The sequence below is a fragment of the Micromonospora sp. NPDC047730 genome, from assembly GCF_043204765.1.
In the GTDB taxonomy this organism is placed as follows: domain Bacteria; phylum Actinomycetota; class Actinomycetes; order Mycobacteriales; family Micromonosporaceae; genus Micromonospora.
Genome location: NZ_JBIDCU010000005.1, coordinates 203321 through 224000 on the forward strand (window position 1 = coordinate 203321; position 20680 = coordinate 224000).

The 20680-nt window shown below is 74.1% G+C and carries 19 protein-coding genes; 15 read left to right on the plus strand and 4 right to left on the minus strand.

Annotated features, from left to right (window positions below; translation table 11 throughout):
* Nucleotides 1-25: 25 nt before the first annotated feature.
* The 3 genes from ACGF5G_RS14990 (at nt 26) to ACGF5G_RS15000 (ending at nt 4079) form a co-directional block, all read left to right on the plus strand.
* Entirely contained in the window at nt 26-1954 is a 1929-nt protein-coding gene (locus ACGF5G_RS14990; RefSeq protein ID WP_393262953.1) for a bifunctional adenosylcobinamide kinase/adenosylcobinamide-phosphate guanylyltransferase, read from the plus strand.
* Nucleotides 1944-2717, plus strand: coding sequence for an adenosylcobinamide-GDP ribazoletransferase (gene cobS / locus ACGF5G_RS14995; protein ID WP_393262955.1), 774 nt, complete (start codon nt 1944-1946; stop codon nt 2715-2717). Before ACGF5G_RS14990 ends, cobS begins: the two co-directional genes overlap by 11 nt.
* Nucleotides 2718-2783: 66 nt before the next feature.
* Complete coding sequence (locus ACGF5G_RS15000) at nt 2784-4079, plus strand: DUF2314 domain-containing protein (RefSeq protein ID WP_393262956.1); 1296 nt, start codon at nt 2784-2786, stop codon at nt 4077-4079.
* A gap of 110 nt (nt 4080-4189) precedes the next feature.
* Here the strand turns inward: ACGF5G_RS15000 and gcvT are convergent, their stop codons facing one another.
* Nucleotides 4190-5332 carry a glycine cleavage system aminomethyltransferase GcvT gene (gcvT, locus tag ACGF5G_RS15005; protein ID WP_393262959.1) on the minus strand — a complete coding sequence of 381 codons (1143 nt, stop codon included), beginning with the start codon at nt 5330-5332 and terminating at the stop codon, nt 4190-4192.
* A gap of 161 nt (nt 5333-5493) precedes the next feature.
* On the opposite strand from gcvT, the gene ACGF5G_RS15010 reads away from it, so the two are divergent.
* Nucleotides 5494-7065 carry a leucyl aminopeptidase gene (locus ACGF5G_RS15010; protein ID WP_393262962.1) on the plus strand — a complete coding sequence of 524 codons (1572 nt, stop codon included), beginning with the start codon at nt 5494-5496 and terminating at the stop codon, nt 7063-7065.
* 78 nt (nt 7066-7143) lie between these two features.
* Here the strand turns inward: ACGF5G_RS15010 and ACGF5G_RS15015 are convergent, their stop codons facing one another.
* Nucleotides 7144-7476, minus strand: a complete 333-nt coding sequence (locus ACGF5G_RS15015; protein ID WP_393262964.1) for a hypothetical protein — start codon at nt 7474-7476, stop codon at nt 7144-7146.
* 140 nt (nt 7477-7616) lie between these two features.
* Between ACGF5G_RS15015 and lpdA the strand changes: the two genes are divergently transcribed.
* The 7 genes from lpdA to ACGF5G_RS15050 all read left to right on the plus strand — a co-directional run bounded on the left by lpdA (nt 7617) and on the right by ACGF5G_RS15050 (nt 14786).
* Nucleotides 7617-9047: a dihydrolipoyl dehydrogenase gene (gene lpdA / locus ACGF5G_RS15020; RefSeq protein WP_393262966.1), complete on the plus strand. Its 1431-nt coding sequence runs from the start codon at nt 7617-7619 to the stop codon at nt 9045-9047.
* A 66-nt stretch (nt 9048-9113) separates the two neighbouring features.
* On the plus strand, nt 9114-10904 hold the full coding sequence (sucB, locus tag ACGF5G_RS15025) for a 2-oxoglutarate dehydrogenase, E2 component, dihydrolipoamide succinyltransferase (protein ID WP_393262968.1): 1791 nt from the start codon (nt 9114-9116) through the stop codon (nt 10902-10904).
* Between the two features lie 232 nt (nt 10905-11136).
* Nucleotides 11137-12468, plus strand: a complete 1332-nt coding sequence (locus ACGF5G_RS15030) for a low temperature requirement protein A (protein WP_393262970.1) — start codon at nt 11137-11139, stop codon at nt 12466-12468.
* Between the two features lie 59 nt (nt 12469-12527).
* The gene (locus tag ACGF5G_RS15035; protein ID WP_357451152.1) at nt 12528-12797 is read left to right on the plus strand and encodes a type II toxin-antitoxin system prevent-host-death family antitoxin; all 270 of its coding nucleotides are present in this window, start codon (nt 12528-12530) and stop codon (nt 12795-12797) included.
* Nucleotides 12787-13203, plus strand: a complete 417-nt coding sequence (locus ACGF5G_RS15040; protein ID WP_393262973.1) for a type II toxin-antitoxin system VapC family toxin — start codon at nt 12787-12789, stop codon at nt 13201-13203. Before ACGF5G_RS15035 ends, ACGF5G_RS15040 begins: the two co-directional genes overlap by 11 nt.
* Before the next feature lie 109 nt (nt 13204-13312).
* Nucleotides 13313-13807, plus strand: a complete 495-nt coding sequence (locus tag ACGF5G_RS15045) for a hemerythrin domain-containing protein (RefSeq protein ID WP_393262974.1) — start codon at nt 13313-13315, stop codon at nt 13805-13807.
* A 55-nt stretch (nt 13808-13862) separates the two neighbouring features.
* Complete coding sequence (locus ACGF5G_RS15050) at nt 13863-14786, plus strand: TIGR03621 family F420-dependent LLM class oxidoreductase (RefSeq protein WP_393262977.1); 924 nt, start codon at nt 13863-13865, stop codon at nt 14784-14786.
* 32 nt (nt 14787-14818) lie between these two features.
* Here the strand turns inward: ACGF5G_RS15050 and ACGF5G_RS15055 are convergent, their stop codons facing one another.
* Entirely contained in the window at nt 14819-15046 is a 228-nt protein-coding gene (locus ACGF5G_RS15055) for a GntR family transcriptional regulator (protein WP_393262978.1), read from the minus strand.
* A 301-nt stretch (nt 15047-15347) separates the two neighbouring features.
* Between ACGF5G_RS15055 and ACGF5G_RS15060 the strand changes: the two genes are divergently transcribed.
* The gene (locus ACGF5G_RS15060) at nt 15348-16247 is read left to right on the plus strand and encodes a TIGR01777 family oxidoreductase (RefSeq protein WP_393262980.1); all 900 of its coding nucleotides are present in this window, start codon (nt 15348-15350) and stop codon (nt 16245-16247) included.
* A gap of 108 nt (nt 16248-16355) precedes the next feature.
* Here the strand turns inward: ACGF5G_RS15060 and ACGF5G_RS15065 are convergent, their stop codons facing one another.
* On the minus strand, nt 16356-17567 hold the full coding sequence (locus ACGF5G_RS15065) for an alpha/beta hydrolase family esterase (RefSeq protein WP_393262981.1): 1212 nt from the start codon (nt 17565-17567) through the stop codon (nt 16356-16358).
* Nucleotides 17568-17729: 162 nt separating this feature from the next.
* Here ACGF5G_RS15065 and ACGF5G_RS15070 point away from each other — a divergent pair, with 162 nt between their 5' ends.
* The 3 genes from ACGF5G_RS15070 (at nt 17730) to ACGF5G_RS15080 (ending at nt 20660) form a co-directional block, all read left to right on the plus strand.
* Nucleotides 17730-19550, plus strand: coding sequence for a DUF2079 domain-containing protein (locus ACGF5G_RS15070; protein ID WP_393262984.1), 1821 nt, complete (start codon nt 17730-17732; stop codon nt 19548-19550).
* Between the two features lie 67 nt (nt 19551-19617).
* Nucleotides 19618-20259 carry a lipoyl(octanoyl) transferase LipB gene (gene lipB / locus ACGF5G_RS15075; protein WP_393262985.1) on the plus strand — a complete coding sequence of 214 codons (642 nt, stop codon included), beginning with the start codon at nt 19618-19620 and terminating at the stop codon, nt 20257-20259.
* A gap of 8 nt (nt 20260-20267) precedes the next feature.
* On the plus strand, nt 20268-20660 hold the full coding sequence (locus ACGF5G_RS15080) for a VOC family protein (RefSeq protein ID WP_393262987.1): 393 nt from the start codon (nt 20268-20270) through the stop codon (nt 20658-20660).
* Nucleotides 20661-20680 lie beyond the last annotated feature (20 nt).

Sequence of the window (20680 nt, forward strand, 5' to 3'; positions counted from 1 at the left end):
CGGGGGCTGGCTCTAAAGTACGGGCATGTCGGTTGACGGGTGGAACACGGTCCTGGTGCTCGGCGGCATCCGGTCCGGGAAGTCGGAGTTCGCCGAGTCCCTGGTCGCCGAGGCGCCGACGGTCCGCTACGTGGCCACCGCCGCCGACGCGCCCGCCGACGACGCGGAGTGGGCGGCCCGGCTGGCGGCGCACCGCGCCCGTCGACCGGAGAGCTGGACCACCGAGGAGACCGCGGACGACCCGCGCCGCCTGGCGGACGTGATCGCCTCCGCCGGCCCGAACGAGACGCTGCTCGTCGACGACCTCGGCGGTTGGGTGACGGTGCTGCTCGATCCGGCCCACCAACCGGCCGACGACACCGCCACCGTCGCCGAACTGGCGGCGGCGGTGCGCGGCTGCGCGGCCCGGCTGGTGCTGGTCAGCCCCGAGGTCGGGCTCTCGCTGGTGCCGACCACCCCGCTCGGCCGGGCGTTCACCGACGCGCTCGGCGCGGCCAACCGGGCGGTCGCCGACGCCTGCGACGCGGTCGTGCTGGTGGTCGCGGGGCAGGCGGCCTGGCTGAAGCCCGGCGCCCCGCAGCCGGGCGTCGTGCCGGCCCAGGCCGGCCCGGCCCCGCTCACCGCGACGGGTGTGCCGGCCGCCACCGGCGCGACGACTGAGCCGGCCGCCGCCACGACCGCCACCGGCGCGGCCGGCGGGCCGGTGGGCGCCGCGGAACGCGCCGCGGGCGGGCCCGTCCCCGCGTCGGCCGAGCCCGACGGCGCCGCCTGGGCCGCACCGACCATGGCGTTGCCGGTGGTCGCCACCGGCCTGGTCATCCAGCCCGGGATGGAACTGCCCATGCCCGACGAGTACGCCGGCCCGCAGGCGATCGAGCGGCTCGCCACGCTGGACGTGCCCGGGGCGGGGCTGGGCGCCCTGGAGCGGGTGGTCGGGTTCGCCGCCGCCACCCAGGGCACCGCCACGCCGGCCCCGTGGGGCTCGGTACGGGTGCTGCTGCTGCACGGCGACCACCTCGGCGGCGCCGCCGCCGGCAGCGTGGACGGCGAGTCGGCGCGCCGGGCCCGGCAGGCCCGCGCCGGCAGGGGGGTGCTGGCCCGGTTGGCCGCCGAGAGCGGTGCCGACGTCCAGGTCGTGGAGACCCCTGTCTCGGCACCGATGGAGGACGAGCCGGCGCTGACCGGCGAGCAGGTCGAGGCGGCCCTGCGGGACGGCTGGCGGCTCGCCGAGGAGGCCGCCGACGCGGGCGTACACCTGCTGGTGCTGGGGGCGTGCGGTGCCGGCACCGAGGCCGCCGCGGCGGCGGTGCTGGCCGCGACGGCCGGCGCCGAGACGCCCGCGGTGCTCGGCCGCGTGGTCACCGCCTCCGGCGAGATCGACGACGCGGCCTGGATGCGGCGGTGCGCCGCCGTGCGGGACGCGCTGCACCGGACCCGGCGCTCGCCGCGCGGCGCCAAGGACGTGCTGGCCGAACTGGGCGGCGGGGACGTCGCCGTGGCCACCGGCGTCCTGCTCGGCGCGACCGCCCGCCGGCTGCCGGTCATGCTCGACGGGCCGGTCGGCGTGGCCGCCGCCATGGTCAGCCGTGACCTGGCCGGGCAGGCCCGGCACTGGTGCCTGCTGGCCGACCACCGCGGGGATCCCGCCGTCCGGCTCGCCGCCGACGTGCTGGGCCTGACCCCGCTGCTCGACGTGCACCTCGACCTCGGCGAGGGCGCCAACGCGCTGGCCGTGCTGCCGCTGCTGCGATCGGTGCTGGCGCTGGCCGCGGCGCTGCCGGCCCGCCCGTCGCCCGGCGGCGGTGGGGAGGACGGCGACGACGACGGCGAGCGGGAGCCCGGTGTCGACACCGACGAGCCCGACTTCCGCGAGCCGGAGCCGGCCGGCCCCGGGCCGACCAGCACGGAACCGGAGACGGAGCCGGTGGACCCGTCCGGCCGGCGTGCCGGCTGAGTCGCGGCTCGCCGACGGGGCGCGGCTGGCGCTGACCACCTTCACCACCCTGCCGGTGCGCGCCGGGCGCATCGACCGGCCGGCGGCGGGGACGGCGATGGCGCTCGCCCCGGCGGTCGGCGCGCTGCTCGGCGCCGTCCTGGCCGCGATCCTGCTGCTCCCGGGCGCGCTCGCGCCCCCGCTGGTCGCGGCGGCCGTGACCGTCGGTGCCGGCGCGCTACTCACCCGCGGACTGCACCTGGACGGGCTGGCCGACACCGTGGACGCCCTGGGGTCGTACCGGCGGGGGGCGGCCGCGCTGGAGATCATGAAGAAGCCGGACGTGGGCCCGTTCGGGGTGGTCGCGCTGGTGGTCGTACTCCTGGTGCAGACGGCGGCCCTCGCGGAGCTGGCCGGCCGGTCGTGGCCGGCGGCGCTCGCGGCGGTGGTGGCGGCGACCGCCGCGGGCCGGCTCGGGGTGGCGGTGGCCTGCCGGCGCGGGGTGCCGGCGGCCCGCCCGGAGGGGCTCGGCGCGCTGGTCGCCGGCACCGTCGGGCCCGTCGCGCTGGTAGGCGGGACGGTCGCCGTCGCGCTGCCGGCCCTCGCGGCCGTGCCGGGCCGCCCGTGGCAGGGGCCGCTCGCCGTCGCCGCCGCCCTCGCCGTCGCGGTGGGGCTGCTGCGGCACGTGGTACGCCGACTCGGCGGCGTCACGGGCGACGTGCTCGGCGCGACCGTGGAGGTGGTCACCACGCTGGTCTACCTGGGACTGGTGCTGTCCGGCTGAACGGGGCACGCCGCGGCGGGTAGCGTTCTCCCACGACAGCACCGGCGCGGCCATCCGGGGGACGACATGCTCATCACGGACGACTTCCTGCCCGTACCGGTCCCGGAGTCGCTGAGCGCGACCTATCTGGTGCCCATGACGGGGCTGCCGAAGGTGAGCACGAAGACGGCCGTGCAGCGGCTCAGCGGCCGGCTGGCCGAGCCGGTGCACGGGCTGGCCCGGCAGATGCTGGACAGCCCGCTGATGACCGTGGACACCCGCCCGATCGGCGAGTTCCCCGCGCTGCCGCCGGACCTGCTCACCGCGTTCGGCGCCACGGAGGCGCAGCTGGCCCGGCTGGCCGCCGCGAGCCACCTGGTGGTGGTGCAGGCCGAGTACCGGCCCGGCTGGCCGCCGGCCCACGAGTGGGCGGCGCGGGCGGTGGCCGCGGCCGTCGCCGAGACCGTTGACGGCGACGTGGTGGACGTCTTCGGCCTGCAGTTCCTCGACCCGGCGACGGCGTTGCGCTCGCTCCCCGACGAGCAGGGGCGCATCCGGCTGGTCGACTGGGTGCTGGTGCCCTACTCCTCGGACGCCGAGGGCCTCTGGTTCACCACGAAGGGGCTGCGTCGCTTCGGGCTGCTGGAGTTGCAGACCCAGGGCGTGCCGGACCACCTGACCCGGGCGTGGGGCGCGGTGATGACCGGCGCGGCACGGCGGCTGCTGCGGGACTGGACCGACGGGCTCTCCGGCGAGGAGGTGCCCGCGTTCGTGCAGCTGCCGGTGCTGGCCACCGTGACGGGGCACGACATCGCGGTGGCGTACGGCAATCCGGAGCAGCACGGGGCGACGGCGCCGGTGCTGCTGCGGCTGGAGCTGGACCCGGCCACCGATCCGGACGCCGACTCGTTCCTCAGCCTGCGTCCGCCGGCCGGGCACCCGGGGCCGGACGGCCGCTACTTCGCCGCCGCCTGCGCGACCCTCTTCGCCGGCATCCAGCCGGACGTGCGCTACGCCCGCCCGGGCGACGCGATGAGCAGGGCGATCGCCACCGCGCGCGCCGGGCTGGGCGACATCCGGGCCCGGTTCCTCGCCGGCCGGCTCCCGCCGGAGACGCAGCTCGTGGTGAAGTACGGGCTGCCGGGCGACGACGGCCCGGAGTACGTCTGGGCCGGGGTCACGTCGTGGGAAGCGCCGGAACGGATCGTCGGCGCGAGCGCCAGCGACGCCAACACCGACCCCACCGTGCGCATCGGCTCCCCTGTCGTGGTGGAGGCGGCGGACGTGGTCGACTGGGCGGTGCTCGACGGCACCGGCGTCATCGAGGGCGGCTGGACTCAGGCCGTCCTGGACGCCGGCGAACGCCCCCCGCCCCCGGTCTGACCACGCCAGCCACCCAGCCAACCCCGTTCCCAGCCAACCCCGTTGATCATGAAGTTATTGCCGGGACACGCCGATCCGGACGGCTATAACTTCATGATCAACGGGTCGCGTCACTTCACCGAAGGGGTGACGAACGGGGGGCGGGTGACGCGCATCTGGGCGCGGCGGCCGCGGATGTCGACCTCGACCAGGTCGCCGTCGGCGAGGTTCGCGGCGGTGTCCAGCAGCGCCAGGGCGATGCCCTGCTTCTTCGTCGGGGAGAACGTGCCGCTGGTGACCGCGCCGACCTGCCCGTCGCCGACGAACACCGCCATGCCGGGGCGCGGGATCGCCCGGTCGACGGCCGCCAGGCCGCGCAGCGTACGCCTCGGGCCGGCGGCCTTCTCGGCGAGCAGCGCGTCGCGGCCCCAGAAGGCCGCCTTGTCCCAGCCGACCGCCCAGCCGGAGCGGGCCTGCACCGGGGTGATCTCCAACGACAGGTCCTGCCCGTGCAGCGGGTACCCCATCTCGGTGCGCAGGGTGTCCCGGGCGGCCAGCCCGCAGGCGCGCAGCTCGAAGGGCTCCCCGGCGGCGAAGAGCGCGTCCCAGACCGCGACGGCGTGCTCCGCCGGCACCACCAGCTCGAAGCCCAGCTCGCCGGTGTAGCCGGTGCGGCACACCGTCAGCTCGACCGGCCCGGACGCCACGTCCAGGGTCGCGGTGGAGAAGCTCATGTAGCCGTGGTCGGTCGGCAGACCCAGCGCGCCGAGCAGCTCCGCCGAGCGCGGCCCCTGCACGGCGAGGACGGCGTACGCCTCGTGCTCGTCGGTGACCGTGACCGACGCGGGCGCGGCGGCGCGGAGCCGGCGCACCACCTCGGCGGTGTTCGCCGCGTTCGGGATGAGGAAGACGTGGTCGTCGGCATGCAGGTAGGCGATGATGTCGTCCACCACGCCGCCGGTGGCGTCGTCGCAGCACAGCGTGTACTGCGCCTGGCCCGGCCCGATGCGGCGGAGGTCGTTGCTCAGGCAGGCGTTGACGAACTCCGCCGCGCCCGGCCCGGTCACCCGCGCCTTGCCGAGGTGGGAGACGTCGAAGACGCCGACCCCGGTCCGCACCGCGGTGTGCTCCTTGAGCACGCCGCCTCCGGCGTACTCCAGCGGCATCTCCCAGCCGCCGAACGGGGCGAACTTCGCGCCCGCAGCGGTGTGCCGCTCGTGCAGGGGGGAACGGCGCAGCCGGGTCGCGGCGGCGTCGGAGGTCGCGTCGGTCATGGGTGGGAACTTACCGGGGTCTGAACGGCTGGTTAGCATCGGCGGGACCCGCCGGAGCCGTCGGCGGGACAGCCCCGACCTCCGACGGGTACGTTCCGCCGGAGACCTTCATCGCCGGTACGCCACGACGCGACCGGCCCGGCCCGCCCGGAGTAGCTTCAGTGACATCGCCCAGCACCACCCTGAGCCTGGTCGACACCGACCCCGCCGAGCTCGCCGTCGACGCGATCGTGATCGGCGTGCACAGCCAGACCGGAGAGCAGGACGCCACCAGCGGCCCCGCCGGGACCCTGCTGCTGGCCAGCGGCGCGGAGAGCATCGCCGCCGCCTTCGACGGCAAGCTGACCGAGACGCTGGCCCTGTTGGGCGCGACCGGCGGCCCCGGCGAGGTGATCAAGCTGGCCACGCTGGGCACCGTGACGGCCCCGGTGGTCGCGGCCGTCGGGCTCGGCCCGGAGCCCACCGGCGCCGCCCCGGCCCCGGAGACCCTGCGCCGGGCGGCCGGCGCGGCCGTCCGGGCGCTCGCCGGCGCGCCGCGGGTGGCGCTGGCCCTGCCGCTGCCGGACGACGCCGACGCGCCGGCCGCGCTGCGCGCCGTGGCGGAGGGGGCGCTGCTCGGCGGGTACCGGTTCGCCGGCTACAAGACCCGGCCGCAGCCGGCCCGGCGGGAGCCGGTGGCCGAGGTGCTGGTGGCCGTCCCGGACGCCGGTGACGCCGGCGCCCAGGCCGAGATCGCCCGGGCCCAGGCGGTCGGCGGCGCGGTCCGGCGCAGCCGGGACTGGGTCAACACCGCCCCCAACGAGCTCCGCCCGCCGTCCTTCGCCGACTCGGTGGCGGACGCCGCCCGCGAGGCCGGCCTCGAGGTCGAGGTCCTCGACGAGGCCGCGCTGGCGGCCGGCGGCTACGGCGGCATCATCGCCGTCGGGCAGGGCTCGGAGGCCCCGCCGCGCCTGGTGAAGCTGAGCTACACCCCGGCCGGCGGCGGCAACGGCAAGCGGGTCGCGCTGGTCGGCAAGGGCATCACCTTCGACACCGGCGGCATCTCGATCAAGCCGGCGCAGGGCATGTGGGAGATGAAGTCCGACATGGCGGGCGCCGCCGCGGTGGGCGCCACCATGCTGGCGATCGCCGCGCTCAAGCCGCCGGTGGCGGTGACCGCGTACCTGCCGATGGCGGAGAACATGCCGTCCGGGCGGTCGTACCGGCCGGGTGACGTGATCAGCATGTACAACGGCAAGAAGGTCGAGGTGCTCAACACCGACGCCGAGGGCCGAATGATCCTGGCCGACGCCATGGCGCGGGCCTGCGAGGACGGCTGCGACTACCTCTTCGAGACCTCCACCCTGACCGGCGGGCAGGTCATCGCGCTGGGCAAGAGGATCGCCGGCGTGATGGGCAGCCCGGAGCTGTGCGAGCGGGTCAGGGTCGCCGGCGACGCCGTCGGCGAGCCGGCCTGGCCGATGCCGCTGCCGGACGACGTGCGCAAGGGCATGGACTCCGACGTGGCCGACATCTCGCAGGTCAACGCCGGCATGGACCGGGCCGGTCACATGCTCCAGGGCGGGGTGTTCCTGCGCGAGTTCGTCACCGAGGACGTGGCCTGGGCGCACATCGACATCGCCGGGCCGGGCTACCACTCGGGCGAGCCGACCGGCTACTGGACCAAGGGCGGCACCGGCGTCCCGGTCCGCACGCTCGTCCAGCTCGTCGAGGACGTCGCCGCCAACGGCTGACGTGTAAGGAAGGGCCCCTTGTTAACGCATTGCGTTAACAAGGGGCCCTTCCTTACACCTGGTGGCGGGGCCGCCGGGTCAGAACAGCTCGGGGCGGCGCTTGCGGCGCTCGTTGTAGTCCCGCATCCGCTGCGGGTAGCCCATCAGCCGGACGTCGTAGACGGGGATGCCCATCCGGTACGCGAAGCGGCGGGCGCCGTCCGGGCCGTCGATGCGGCGGCGGGTCCACTCGCCGTCGTCGGCGATCAGCATGACGGTGGTCTCGGTCACGGTCGTGCGGGGCTCGATGTACGCCTCGACCCCGCGCCGGCTCCGGACGAAGTTCTCCAGATGGTCCAGATCGGCGCGGTCGGCGGCGCGGTCCAGGCTCACGGCGCTGCGGGCCTTCTTGCGTCGTCGGAACAGTCCCACCGGCCGTCTCCCCCAAGCTCCGTCATCGAAGGCAGTGCCCAGCGTACGTGTCTCGGACGTGTCGTTGGGCACCTCACTACGCGGCCTGTGCCCGGTGGTGACAAGATGACCGAGGTGGGGTGTGTCCGTGGCCCCCCGCCGTGACCCCCCGAAGCAGTGACGCGACCTGGGAGTTGGACGTGAGCGAGCCGAATGACGCAACCTTCGACATCGTCATCCTCGGAGGTGGCAGCGGCGGCTACGCGACCGCCCTGCGCGCCGTCCAGCTGGGCCTGACGGTCGCGCTGGTCGAGAAGGGCAAGCTCGGCGGGACCTGCCTGCACAACGGCTGCATCCCGACCAAGGCGCTGCTGCACGCCGCCGAGATCGCCGACCAGACCCGCGAGTCGGAGCAGTTCGGCGTGAAGGCCGAGCTGGTCGGGATCGACATGGCCGCGGTCAACTCGTACAAGGACGGCGTGGTCTCCCGCCTGTACAAGGGCCTGCAGGGCATGCTCAAGGGCAACAAGGCGATCACCATCGTCGAGGGTCACGGCAAGCTGGTCGGCAGCAACGTCGTCGAGGTCGACGGCAAGCGCTACACCGGCCGCAACGTCGTGCTGGCCTCCGGCTCGTACGCGAAGAGCCTGCCGGGCCTGGAGGTCGACGGCGAGCGGGTCATCACGAGCGACCACGCGCTGGTCCTGGACCGGGTGCCGTCCTCCGCGATCGTGCTCGGCGGCGGCGTGATCGGCGTCGAGTTCGCCAGCGTCTGGAAGTCCTTCGGGGTCGACGTCACGATCATCGAGGCGCTCCCCCGGCTGGTCGCCGCCGAGGACGAGGAGTCGTCGAAGGCGCTGGAGCGGGCCTTCCGCAAGCGGAAGATCAACTTCAAGGTCGGCAAGCCGTTCGAGAAGGTCGAGAAGACCGACAGCGGCGTCAGGGTGACCATCGCCGGCGGCGAGACCGTCGAGGCGGAGCTGCTGCTGGTCGCCGTCGGCCGTGGCCCGAACACGGCCGGCCTCGGCTACGAGGAGCAGGGCGTCAAGATGGACCGCGGCTACGTGCTGACCGACGAGCGGCTGCGCACGAGCGTGCCGAACGTCTACGCGGTCGGCGACATCGTGCCCGGCCTCCAGCTCGCCCACCGCGGCTTCCAGCAGGGCATCTTCGTCGCCGAGGAGATCGCCGGCCAGAACCCGGCCGTGATCGACGAGGCCGGCATCCCGCGGGTCACCTACTCCGACCCCGAGCTGGCGTCGGTCGGCCTGACCGAGGCGAAGGCCAAGGAGCAGTACGGCGCCGACAAGGTGAAGAGCTACAACTACAACCTGGGCGGCAACGGCAAGAGCCAGATCCTCAAGACGGCCGGCTTCGTCAAGCTCGTCCGGGTGGAGGACGGCCCCGTCGTCGGCGTGCACATGGTCGGCGCCCGGGTCGGCGAGATGGTCGGCGAGGCGCAGCTCATCTACAACTGGGAGGCGTACCCGGCCGAGGTGGCGCAGCTCGTGCACGCCCACCCGACGCAGAACGAGGCCCTGGGCGAGGCGCACCTGGCGCTCGCCGGCAAGCCGCTGCACGCACACGCCTGACCACGACAACCGCGGCGTCCGGCGACGGGCGATGATCCCACCAGGGGAATGAAGGAGTCTTAGAAGATGCCGGTATCGGTCACCATGCCCCGGCTCGGCGAGAGCGTCACCGAGGGCACCGTCACGCGCTGGCTCAAGCAGGAGGGCGACACCGTCGAGGTCGACGAGCCCCTGCTCGAGGTGTCGACCGACAAGGTCGACACCGAGATCCCGTCCCCGGCGGCGGGCGTGCTGAGCCGGATCGTGGTCGGCGAGGACGAGACCGCCGAGGTCGGCAGCGAGCTGGCCGTGATCGCCGGTGAGGGCGAGGCCGCCCCGCAGCAGGAGGAGCCGGCCGAGGAGGCCGCCGAGGCCGCCGCGGAGCCGCAGGCCGAGGCGGAGCAGCCGGCCGTCGAGGAGCCGCGGGCGCAGGCCGCCCCGGCGCCGTCGGGCGAGGGCACTCCGGTCAAGATGCCGGCCCTCGGCGAGAGCGTCACCGAGGGTACGGTCACCCGCTGGCTCAAGCAGGTCGGCGAGACCGTCGAGGTGGACGAGCCGCTGCTGGAGGTCTCCACCGACAAGGTCGACACCGAGATCCCGTCGCCGGTCGCCGGCACCGTCCTGGAGATCAAGGTCGCCGAGGACGAGACCGCCGCGGTCGGCGCGGACCTGGCCGTGATCGGTGCCGCCGGCGCGGCCCCGGCCGAGGCCAAGCCCGAGCCGAAGCCGGTGCCCAAGGCCGAGCCGAAGCCCGAGCCGAAGGCCGAGCCGAAGCCGGAGCCCAAGGTCGAGGAGCCGACCCCGGGCCTGTCGTACAACGAGCCGGCGGCGGAGGCCGAGATCTCGGCGCGGCCGGCGCAGGCCGAGCAGAAGGCGATGCCGGCGGCCCCGGCCCCGCAGCGCCCGGCGGCGCCCGTCCAGGGCGGCGAGGAGGCGGCCGGCTACGTGACCCCGCTGGTGCGCAAGCTCGCCAGCGAGCACGGCGTCGACCTGACCTCGGTCAACGGCACCGGCGTCGGCGGTCGCATCCGCAAGCAGGACGTGCTGGACGCGGCGGAGAAGGCCAAGGCGGCCAAGGCCGCGCCGGCCCCGGCGCAGCAGCCCGCCGCCGCGGCGGCCCCGGCCAAGCCGGCCGCCAGGCCGCAGCCGAGCGCGAAGCGCGGCACCACCGAGAAGCTGCCCCGGATCCGCGCCACCATCGCCAAGCGGATGCAGCAGTCGCTGCACGAGATGGCGCAGCTCACCACCGTGGTCGAGGTGGACGTCACCAGGATCGCCAAGCTGCGGGCCCGCGCCAAGGACGCGTTCCAGCAGCGGCACGGCGTGAAGCTGTCGTTCCTGCCGTTCTTCGCCCTGGCGGCCGTGGAGGCGTTGCAGACCTTCCCGATCGTCAACGCCAGCATGGACCTGGAGGCGGGCACGATCACCTACCCCGACGCCGAGCACCTCGGCATCGCGGTGGACACGGAGCGCGGCCTGATGGTCCCGGTCATCCACGGCGCCGGCGACCTGAACCTGGGTGGCATCGCCAAGCGGATCGCCGACCTGGCCGAGCGCACCCGCACCAACAAGATCAGCCCGGACGAGATCGCGGGCGCGACCTTCACGCTGACCAACACCGGCAGCCGGGGCGCGCTGTTCGACACCCCGATCGTGCCGTCGCCGCAGTCGGCGATGCTCGGCACGGGTGCCGTGGTCAAGCGCCCGGTCGTGGTCAACGACCCGGAGCTGGGCGAGGTGGTCGCCGTCCGGTCGATGGTCTACCTGGCCCTGTCGTACGACCACCGACTGATCGACGGCGCGGACGCCGCCCGCTTCCTGGTCGCGGTCAAGGAGCGGCTGGAGGCCGGCAACTTCGAGGCCGAGCTGGGTCTGTAGTCCCGCACGACGCACAGCGGGCGCCCCGGTCACGGACCGGGGCGCCCTCGTCGTTCCCGACGTGGCTCGGACCTGCACGCCGCCGCCCCGCCAGCCCCGCCCACGCCCGACGCGCCCCGGCCCTGCCGGTACGGGAGCCGCCCTGCCGATGCGTCGCCCGCCCTGCCGACGCCGGGGCCGGCCGTGGCCCGAATCCGGCGCGGCGCGGCCGGGGCGCTGCGAGAGTGGGTTGGTGGGTGGCTTCCGGTGGCACGAGCGGTTGGGGCCTGCCGTCTCGATCGCCCCCGGCGCCCGGGTCGACCGGTTCGAGGTCTTCTTCGACCTGGTCTTCGTCTACTCGTTCTTCATCATCACCCGGGCGACCGCCGCCAACATCTCCGGCCGTCAGCTGCTGCACGCCCTGCTGGTGCTCGCCGTGCTCTGGTGGTGCTGGGTGGTGCACTGCGTGGTGGCCACCCGGGTCCGGCTGGGCGAGGGCTTCGTGCCGGTGCTGATGGTCGTCGGCATGGCCGCGCTGTTCTGCTTCGCGCTGTCCCTGCCGCAGGCGTTCGGCGACACGGAGGACGTGGCCGCCGGGCCGATGGTGGTCGCGTTGAGCTACGTGGTGATCCGCGGCGTACACCTGTTGCTGTACTGGCACATCGCGCGGGAGAAGCCCGGCGAGCGCCGGCTGCTGGCGAAGTACTCCCCCGAGCTGACGGTCAGCACCCTGCTGCTCACGGCCGCCGCGCTGATCCCGCCGCAGATCGACGACCCGGGCCGGGCCGTACTGGTGCGGGACGGGCTCTGGATCAGCGTCGTCCTGCTCCAGTACGGCATGGGCCTGGTGGCCGGCGCCTGGGGCTGGACGGTGACCTCCGCCGAGCACTGGACCGAACGGTACGACCTCATCCTGATCATCGCGCTGGGCGAGTCGGTCATCTCGGTCGGCGTCGGCAGCAACCTGCTCGGTCAGCCCCCGACCTGGCCCGCGGTGGCGGCGGCGGTGCTCGGCATATTCTTCACCGCCGCACTGTGGTGGGCGCACTACGACGTGGTCGGCCCGGCCGCCCGGATCGCCCTGCACACGGCCGAGGGCCGGACCCGGGTGGCGATGGCCCGGGACGCGTACGCCTATCTCCACCTGCCGATGATCGCCGGGATCATCCTGTTCGCCCTCGGCGCGGAGGAGGTCGTGCGCGACATCGCCGACCCCGAGGTGCCGTACGCCGAGCCGACGCACGGGCCGGGCGTCCCGCTGCTGTTCGGCGGGGTGATCTGCTACCTCTCCTCGAACATGCTGTTTCAGGCGCGCACCCTGCACACCGTCTACTGGACCAGGGTCGGCGCGGTGCTGCTGCTCGCCGCCGCCATCCCGGTGGGCCTGGTGCTGCCGGGGCTGGCCACCCTCGCCCTGCTCACCGCCATCTGCGTCGGGCTGGTGGGGGTGGAGGTGGTGGTCAAGGCGAAGGAACGCCGCGCGCTGCGCGAGAGGGTCTTCGAGGAGAAGACCAGCCACGAGGCGTACGAGGCCGCCTGGCGGGCCCGCTGGCGCGAGCCCACCCCCGAGGAGCCGTCGACCTGACACCGCAAGGAATCCCGTCGGTCGTAGCACTTCGTAGCACGCCGACCTAGAATTGCTCCGTGGCAGAGCACGCTCATCGGGAGATCACGCAACGGGAGCTGCGCAACGAATCGGGCGCGATCATGCGTAACGTCGAGCGTGGCGAATCCTTCGTCATCACACGGAACGGCACGCCGATCGGAAAGCTCATCCCGCTGCGCCGGCGCACCTTCGTGCCGCGGGCCGAGGTGCTCGCCGCCTTCGCCACGGCCCCTGTGCTCGACGCCGAGGCATTCCGCGCAGACATCGACTCGTCGGTGGAGCAGGACCCGTTCAGCCGTGAGTGGTGAGCCGCCGGTTCGTGGCCTGATCGACACGAACATCGTGATCCACCTCAGCGCCCTGGGTCCCGAGGAACTGCCGGACGAGATGGTCATCAGTGCGGTGACACTCGCGGAACTGTCCGCAGGCCCGCACCACACCGACGACCGCGCCGAGCGGGCCCGACGGACCAGCGTTCTGCAACACGCCGAGGCCATGTTCGAGCCGCTACCCTTCGACGCCGAGGCGGCGCGGGCCTTCGGCATGATCACCAGTGCGGTGCTGGCCACCGGGCGCACCACCCGCCGTCGGCTGGCGGACCTGATGATCGCTTCCATCGCGTACGCGAACGGCCTGTCGCTCTACACCACCAACCCGAGCGACTTCCTGGGGCTGGAGGAGCTGGTCAGGATCATGCCCGTCCGGCGTCCCTGAACGGTTTCGTCGCACCCGCCCTCGCTGTATAGGCTGGCCGGCAGCGTCGCGGTGCACCCGGCAAGGAGACCGCCGAGGGCATGGAGGCGCGGGACAGCATGGGACACACGTGCATCCATCCACGCCGGACGTGCGCCTGCGGGCCTTCGGCAACCAACTGATCGAGATCCACCTCTGGCTCCGCGAGGAGCTCACCCGCATCCGCGACGGGCTGGGCGAGCCCGGCGTACGCCCCCGGGACCTGCGGACCCACTGCCTGGCCTTCTGCGCGGCGCTGACCCGGCACCACACCGGCGAGGACGCCGGGGCGTTCCGGGTGCTGGCCGACCGCGTCCCCGAGCTGGCCCCGGTGCTGCGCGAGCTGGAAGCCGACCACCACGTGGTGGCCGGAATCCTGCGCCGGGTCGAGGAGCTGGCCGACGCCGCCGCGCCGCCGGCCGAGGTGCGGGCCGAGCTGGACACGCTCGCCGCGCTGCTCGAATCGCACTTCGTCTACGAGGAGAAGAAGCTGGTCGACGCGCTCAACGCGCTGACCGACGGCACCACCGAAGGGCTCCTCGGGGTCCCCGTCCCGCCGCTCGACCCCGAGCAGGTCTGCCGGTAGCAGAATTGCCGGCGTCGGGTTGGCCGGGCGGCCCCGGGCCCGGCAGGGTGGGCGTATGGCGATCTTCTCCCTCCAGGCGACCCCGTCCGACGGCCCGGGCTGGCTGGACCTGGCCCGGCGGGCCGAGGCGGCCGGTTTCGACACCCTGTCCACCGCCGACCACCCCGGCAGGACGACGTCGCCGTTCGTCGCCCTGGCCGCCGCGGCGGCGGTGACGTCGACGATCAAGCTGGGCTCGTACGTCTCCAACGCCGGGATCCGGGAGCCCATGCTGCTCGCGTCGGACGTGGCCACCCTCGACCTGCTCTCCGGCGGCCGGGCCCGGCTCGGCCTCGGCGCCGGCCACACCCCGGCCGAGTGGCACGCGGTCGGGCGGGAGCGCCCCGACGTCGCCGGTCGGGTGCGCCGCTGCCTGGCCGTCGCCGAGGCCGTCCGCGCGCTGCTCGACGGCGAGGAGGTCACCGTCGACTCCCCCGACCTGGTCGTGCGGGCCGCGCGGCTGGAGACGCCGCGACCGGTGCAGCGGCGTGTCCCGCTCACCCTCGGCACGGCGAACTCGGCGATGCTGCGCTGGGCCGGCGCGCACGCCGACATCGTCGGGCTGGCCGGCCTGGGGCGCACCCTGCCCGACGGCTACATGCACGAGGTGCGCTGGCGCGAGGCGGACATCGAGGCACAGCTGGCCTGCGTCGCGGCCGGGGCGGCCGGTCGGGCCGAGCCGCCGGCGCTGGAGGCGCTCGTGCAGCTGGTCGCCGTCACCGACGACGCCGAGGCCGCCACCGCCCAGTTCGCCGAGCAGACCGGCCTGACCGCCGCCGAGCTGCTGGCCACGCCGTTCGTGCTGGCCGGCACCGAGGACGAGATCGTCGCGGCGGTCGCCGCGCACCGGCGCCGCTGGGGCGTCACCCGCTTCGTCGTCCGCGTCGACGCCCTCGACCCGCTCACCCCCGTAATGGCCCGCCTGGCCGCCGCCGGCTGAGCCACCGACTTTCGGATACGGGTGCGGCGAGGTCAGGCCGTCGGCTGCTCGGCAACGAACACGCCGACGCCGTGCACGCCCTCCACGAGCCCCTGCGTCTGGAGCACCAGGATCGCCTGACGCACGACCGTCTGCGACACACCGTGCTCTTCCTTGAGCTGCGCGGTGGACGGCAGCTTGTCTCCCGGCGCCCACTCGCCTGACTCGATCCGGGCACGGATGTGGTCGGCGAGCTGCGCCCATTTCGGCTTGGCGGGCATTCACACTCCCAGGTCTGCACCGCCATTCGACCATGAACAACTTGGCACGACAAGTAAGGACAAGTTGAGCCTTGCTTTGTACAACATGTCGTGCAAAGCTCTCGTTGACTGGTTCCCAGGTCTGCAAACCGGAGCTGGTCGTCCCGTGAAACGCGCCCGGCCGGCCCGATCCCCCGAGGTCGGCCGGGTGCCACGCAGCCGGTGCGAGGGGTGGCGACCCCCGTGACCTCTTGGCCCGCAGCCCCCGGACGGTGACCGGCTCTACACGTCCGGCTCGGCGTCCGTACCCGAAGATATGAGCATGCGGATCCTCATGGCCGGTGCGTCCGGCTTCCTCGGCACCCGGCTGGTCGACCGGCTCACGGCGGACGGGCACCAGGTCACCCGACTGGTCCGCCGGCCGCCGCGCGCCCCCGACGAGCGGCAGTGGGACCCGGCCGCCGCGCAGCTCGACCCGGCGACGGTGGCGGAGGCGGACGCGGTGGTCAACCTGGCCGGCGCGGGCGTCGGCGACCGTCGGTGGAACGACGGGTACCGGCAGGTGATCCGGTCGAGCCGGGTCGACGCGACCACCACCCTGGCGATCACCATCGCCGGGCTGCCCGACGGCGACCGGCCGAGGGTGTTGCTCAACTCCTCGGCGGTCGGCTGGTACGGCAACACCGGCGACCGGACGGTCGAGGAGGACGCCCCGGCCGGCGAGGGCTTCCTGGCCGACGTCTGCCGGGTCTGGGAGGCCGCGACGCGCCCGGCCGAGGACGCGGGCGTACGCGTGGTGCGGCTGCGCACCGGGCTGCCGCTGCACCGCGACGGCGGGCTGCTGAAGCCGCAGTTGCTGCCGTTCCGGCTGGGGATCGCCGGCCGGCTCGGCAGCGGCCGGCAGTGGCTGCCGTGGATCTCGCTGGTCGACTGGCTGGACGCCGTGGTGTTCCTGCTGGCCCGTGACGACGTCGCCGGGCCGGTCAACGTGGTCGGGCCGGCCCCGGTGACCAACGCCGACTTCACCCGCGAGCTGGCGCGGCAGTTGCGTCGGCCGGCGATCATCCCGATCCCGGCCCTGGCGTTGAAGGTGGCGCTCGGCGGCTTCGCCCACGAGGCGCTGACCAGCACCCGGGTCCTCCCCGGCGTGCTCACCGAGGCCGGCTTCACCTTCCGCCACCCCGACCTGGCCGCCGCCCTAAACGCCGCACTACACAACTGACAATCCCCACTCTCGACCCTCCCCCAACCCGGTTGATCATGAAGTTGTTGCCACGACACGCCGGGCGGGGTGGCAACAACTTCATGATCAACGCGCGGTGAGGGAGGGTCAGCAGCCGACGACCCAGTGGTTGGGGCCGGTCTGACTGAGGGTGCTGGTGTAGAAGGTGTTGTAGAGGCCCATCCGCTGGTTCGAGCCGTTGGCGTAGGCGTAGCCGCCGGACTGGTAGGCGCGGCCGGCGCCGACGTGCGCGTAGTTGCTGGCGGTCACGCAGGTCGGCGCGGTGGTCGGGCTCGCCGTCGGGGAGGCCGTGGGGCTCGCCGTCGCGGTCGGGCTGGGCTGGGTCCCGCCGTCCAGGCCGAAGAAGACCGCGTCGTGGTACGCGGAGCAGATGGTGTCCAGGATGTAGGGGGCGGTGGTGCCGCACTGGTCGGCGGCCGAGCCGGGGTCGACCGGGGTGCCGTGGCCCATGCCGGAGATCCGGTAGACCCGCACGTCGTTGTTGCCGTACACCTCGAGGCTGGTGTTGGCGGGCAGCGACGCGGTGCTGGTCGGGGTCTGCGAGACGCCCCGGGCGTTGGTCCACTGGTCGCGCAGCTCGGTGGCGTTGGCCGGCACGACGGTGGAGTCCGAGGTGCCGTGCCAGATGGCGACCCGGGGGCGCGGGCCGGTGTGCCCGGGATGGGCGGCGCGGACCAGGTTGCCCCACTCCTGCGGGGTCTTGTCCACCCCCTGGAACTGGCAGGCGTTGGTGGTGGCGGGCGGCGAGCAGCGGTACGGCAGGCCGGCGATGACGGAGCCGGCGGAGAAGACGTCCGGGTAGGTGGCGAGCATGACCGCGCTCATCCCCCCGCCGGCGGAGAGCCCGCTGACGAAGACCCGGCCCGGGTCGGTGCCGTAGTTGTTCCTGGCGTAGTCGACCATCTGCTTGATCGACAGCGCCTCGCCGGAGCCCCGGGTGATGTCCTGCTCCACGAACCAGTTGAAGCAGCTCAGCGGCTGGTTGGCGCTGGACTGCTGCGGCACGATCAGGGCGAACCTCCACTGGTCGGCGTACTTGCGCCAGCCGGAGTTGGCGAAGTAGCCGGAGGCGTTCTGGGTGCAGCCGTGCAGCAGGACGACCGCCGGCGCTCCGGCCGGGAGGTTGTCCGGCCGGTACGCGTACATGGCGAGGTTGCCGGGGTTGGAGCCGAAGCCGGTGACCTGGGTGAGGGTGGCGGCCTGGGCGGGGGCGGCGAGGGTCACGACCGCGGTGGCGGCGAGGACCAGCCCGGCGACCGCACCGGTCAGCCGGGTGAGCAGGGACGAGGAGCGGCGCACGGGGGCCTCCTGGGGACGGGTTGTGAACTGGGTCACCCGCGAATTGCCGCGAGGTTACGTCGATGTATCGATGCTGTGACATGGGCCACGGTCACACATTCGCTGTCGGGAGGATGTGCGTCCTGACCGGCGTGTCCAGGTCCGGTTGGTAACGTCCGCTGCGTGCCGACCTCCCCGTCCCTGGCGCCCTCGCCGGCCTCGCCGCCCCGTGTCGTCCGCGACCGTCGGGCCGACCTGATCATGGCGCTGGTCGCGCTGGCGCTCGCCGTCTGGGTGACCAGCGGGCTGTGGCGGGACCCGAACGTCCGCGCCATCACGGTCAACTCCAGCGACCAGGCGCTCTTCGAGTGGCTGCTGGCCTTCGGCGGCCACACGGTGACCCACGGCGACGACCCGCTCTTCACCCACCTGGTCAACGTCCCGGACGGCGTGAACCTCGCGGTCAACACCTCGATCACCGTGTACGCGGTGGTCTTCGCCCCCCTGACGTACCTGATCGGGCCGCCGGCCACGTTCCTGGTGATCCTCACCCTCAACCTGGCCGCCACCGCGCTCGCCTGGTACTGGCTGTTCACCCGGCACCTGGCCCGCAGCCCGCTCGCCGCCGCGGTCGGCGGGTTGTTCATCGGCTTCTCCCCCGGCATGGTGTCGCACGCCAACGCCCACCTGAACTGGACCGCCGGCTGGCTGGTGCCGCTGCTGGTGTGGCGGACGTTCGCCCTGCGCCGCTCCCGGCGCCCGCTGCGCGACGGCGCGATCCTCGGCGCGCTCGTCGCCGTCGCCTTCTCCATCGCCGCCGAGGGGCTCTTCTTCACCGCGCTGGCGCTCGGCGTCTTCGTCGCCGTCTGGGCGCTGCACCCGGCCCACCGCGCCGAGGCCCGGGCGGCGCTGCCGACCTTCCTGCGCGGGCTCGGGGTGACCGCCGTGGTCGCCGGGGTGCTGCTGGCGTACCCGCTCTGGCTGCACTTCGCCGGCCCGCAGCGCTTCCACGGCACCGGCTTCGACGCGGTCATCCACTCCGAGGACGTCGTCGCGTTCGGGGCGTACCCGCGCCGCTCGCTGGCCGGCGAGGTGGGGCTGGGCACCCGGCTGGCGCCGAACCCGACGGAGGAGAACTCGTTCTTCGGGATCCCGCTGCTGCTGCTCGCCGTCGCCTGCCTCGTGACGCTGTGGCGCCGGGCCGACGCGGGCCGCCGGGCGACGCTCTGGGCGCTGGGCGTGACCGCCGTGGTCTTCACCGTGCTCTCCTTCGGCCCCGAGGCCAAGGTCGACGGACACCGCGCCGACCTGCCGATGCCGTTCGACCTGCTCGGGCACCTGCCGGTGATGAACGCCGCCCTGCCCGCCCGGCTGGCGCTGGTGGTGGCGCCGGTGATCGGGGTGCTGCTCGCGTACACCGTCGACCGGCTCCGGGCCGAGCCGCCCCGGCGCCGCCCGGCGCGGCTGGCCTGGTGGGCGGGGTTCGCGGTGGCGCTGGTGCCGCTGCTGCCGACCCCGCTGCTGACCATCGAACGCGAGCCGATCCCGCGCTTCATCACCGCCGGCACCTGGCGCGAGTACGTCTCCCCGGGCGGGGTGCTGACCCCCGTGCCGCTGACCCTCGACGTCTATCCCGACGGGCAGCGCTGGCAGGCGTACGCGCTGGCGCACCGGCAGGGCGAGTTCGCCATCCCCTCCGGCTTCTTCCTCGGCCCGGGCGGCCCGGACGGCCGGGGCCGAATCGGCCCGCCGCCGCGCCCGTTCAGCGCCATGCTCGACGAGGCCGGTCGGAGCGGGCTGGTGCCGATCATCACCGAGGGCAGCATCCGGGAGGCCCGCGCCGACCTGCGGCACTGGCGGATCGAGACGGTGGTGCTGGCCGACGAGGTGCACGGGGCGAAGTGGCCGGTCGACGAGGACGCGGTCCGCCGCACCGTGACCGCGTTGCTCGGCCCACCCGAGCGGGTGGACGACGTCTGGCTGTGGCGGGTCCCGCAGGGATGAGCGCCGTGGTGCCGTGGTGAGCCGCGTCACCGCAGGTGACCGGCCGGTACGGGGCTAGGCTTGGCGCGTGAGCACGACGACTTCCGGCCTCACGGCCGTCCGCGCCGGTCTCCTCGACTACCAGGCCGCCTGGGACGAGCAGCGCCGGCTGCACGAATCGGTGGTGGCCGGCGAGCGGGGCGACACGGTGCTGCTGCTGGAGCACCCGAGCGTCTACACCGCCGGCAAGCGCACCGAGCCGTGGGACCGGCCCATGGACGGCACGCCGGTGGTCGACGTCGACCGGGGCGGCAAGATCACCTGGCACGGCCCGGGGCAGCTCGTGGGCTACCCGATCGTGCGGCTGCCCGACCCGGTGGACGTGGTCGCCTACGTGCGCCGCACCGAGCAGCTGCTGATCGACGTCTGCGCCGAGTTCGGGCTGGCCGCCGGCCGGGTCGACGGGCGCAGCGGGGTCTGGGTGCCGGAGGACGACCGGGGTCCGGCCCGCAAGGTGGCCGCCATCGGCATCCGGGTCGCCCGCGGGGTCACCCTGCACGGCTTCTCGATCAACTGCGACTGCGACCTGGGCCACTTCGACCGGATCGTGCCCTGCGGCATCCGCGACGCCGGCGTCACCTCGCTCACCGCCGAGCTGGGCCGCCCGGTCACCGTGGCCGACGTGCTGCCGGTGGTCGAGCGCCACCTGCCGGCCCTCGTCGCCGTCTGACCCCGCCCGTGCGGATCGATCTCGTCACCGTCGTCGTCGCCGAGTACGACCCGGCCATCGACTTCTTCACCGAGGTGCTCGGCTTCGACCTGGTCGAGGACTCGCCGTCGCTGACCAACGACGGCCGCCCGAAGCGCTGGGTCGTCGTCCGACCGCCCGGCGCGCAGACCGGGCTGCTGCTGGCCCGCGCCGACGGCGAGCGGCAGGCGCAGGCCGTCGGCGAACAGGTCGCCGGCCGGGTCGGCTTCTTCCTCCAGGTCGACGACTTCGACGCCACCCACCGCCGGATGGTCGAGGCACGCGTCGAGTTCGTGCGACCGCCGCGCACCGAGCCGTACGGCCGGGTGGCGGTCTTCCGCGACATCGCCGGCAACCTCTGGGACCTCCTCGGCCCGGCCTGACCGGCAGCGGGACGCGCCCC

Coding starts and splice junctions, on each gene's coding strand:
- ACGF5G_RS14990 (WP_393262953.1), top strand. CDS start 26: ATGTCGGTTGACGGGTGGAACACGGTCCTGGTGCTCGGCGGCATCCGG.
- ACGF5G_RS15000 (WP_393262956.1), top strand. CDS start 2,784: ATGCTCATCACGGACGACTTCCTGCCCGTACCGGTCCCGGAGTCGCTG.
- gcvT (WP_393262959.1), bottom strand. CDS start 5,332: ATGACCGACGCGACCTCCGACGCCGCCGCGACCCGGCTGCGCCGTTCC.
- sucB (WP_393262968.1), top strand. CDS start 9,114: ATGCCGGTATCGGTCACCATGCCCCGGCTCGGCGAGAGCGTCACCGAG.
- ACGF5G_RS15050 (WP_393262977.1), top strand. CDS start 13,863: ATGGCGATCTTCTCCCTCCAGGCGACCCCGTCCGACGGCCCGGGCTGG.
- ACGF5G_RS15055 (WP_393262978.1), bottom strand. CDS start 15,046: ATGCCCGCCAAGCCGAAATGGGCGCAGCTCGCCGACCACATCCGTGCC.
- ACGF5G_RS15060 (WP_393262980.1), top strand. CDS start 15,348: ATGCGGATCCTCATGGCCGGTGCGTCCGGCTTCCTCGGCACCCGGCTG.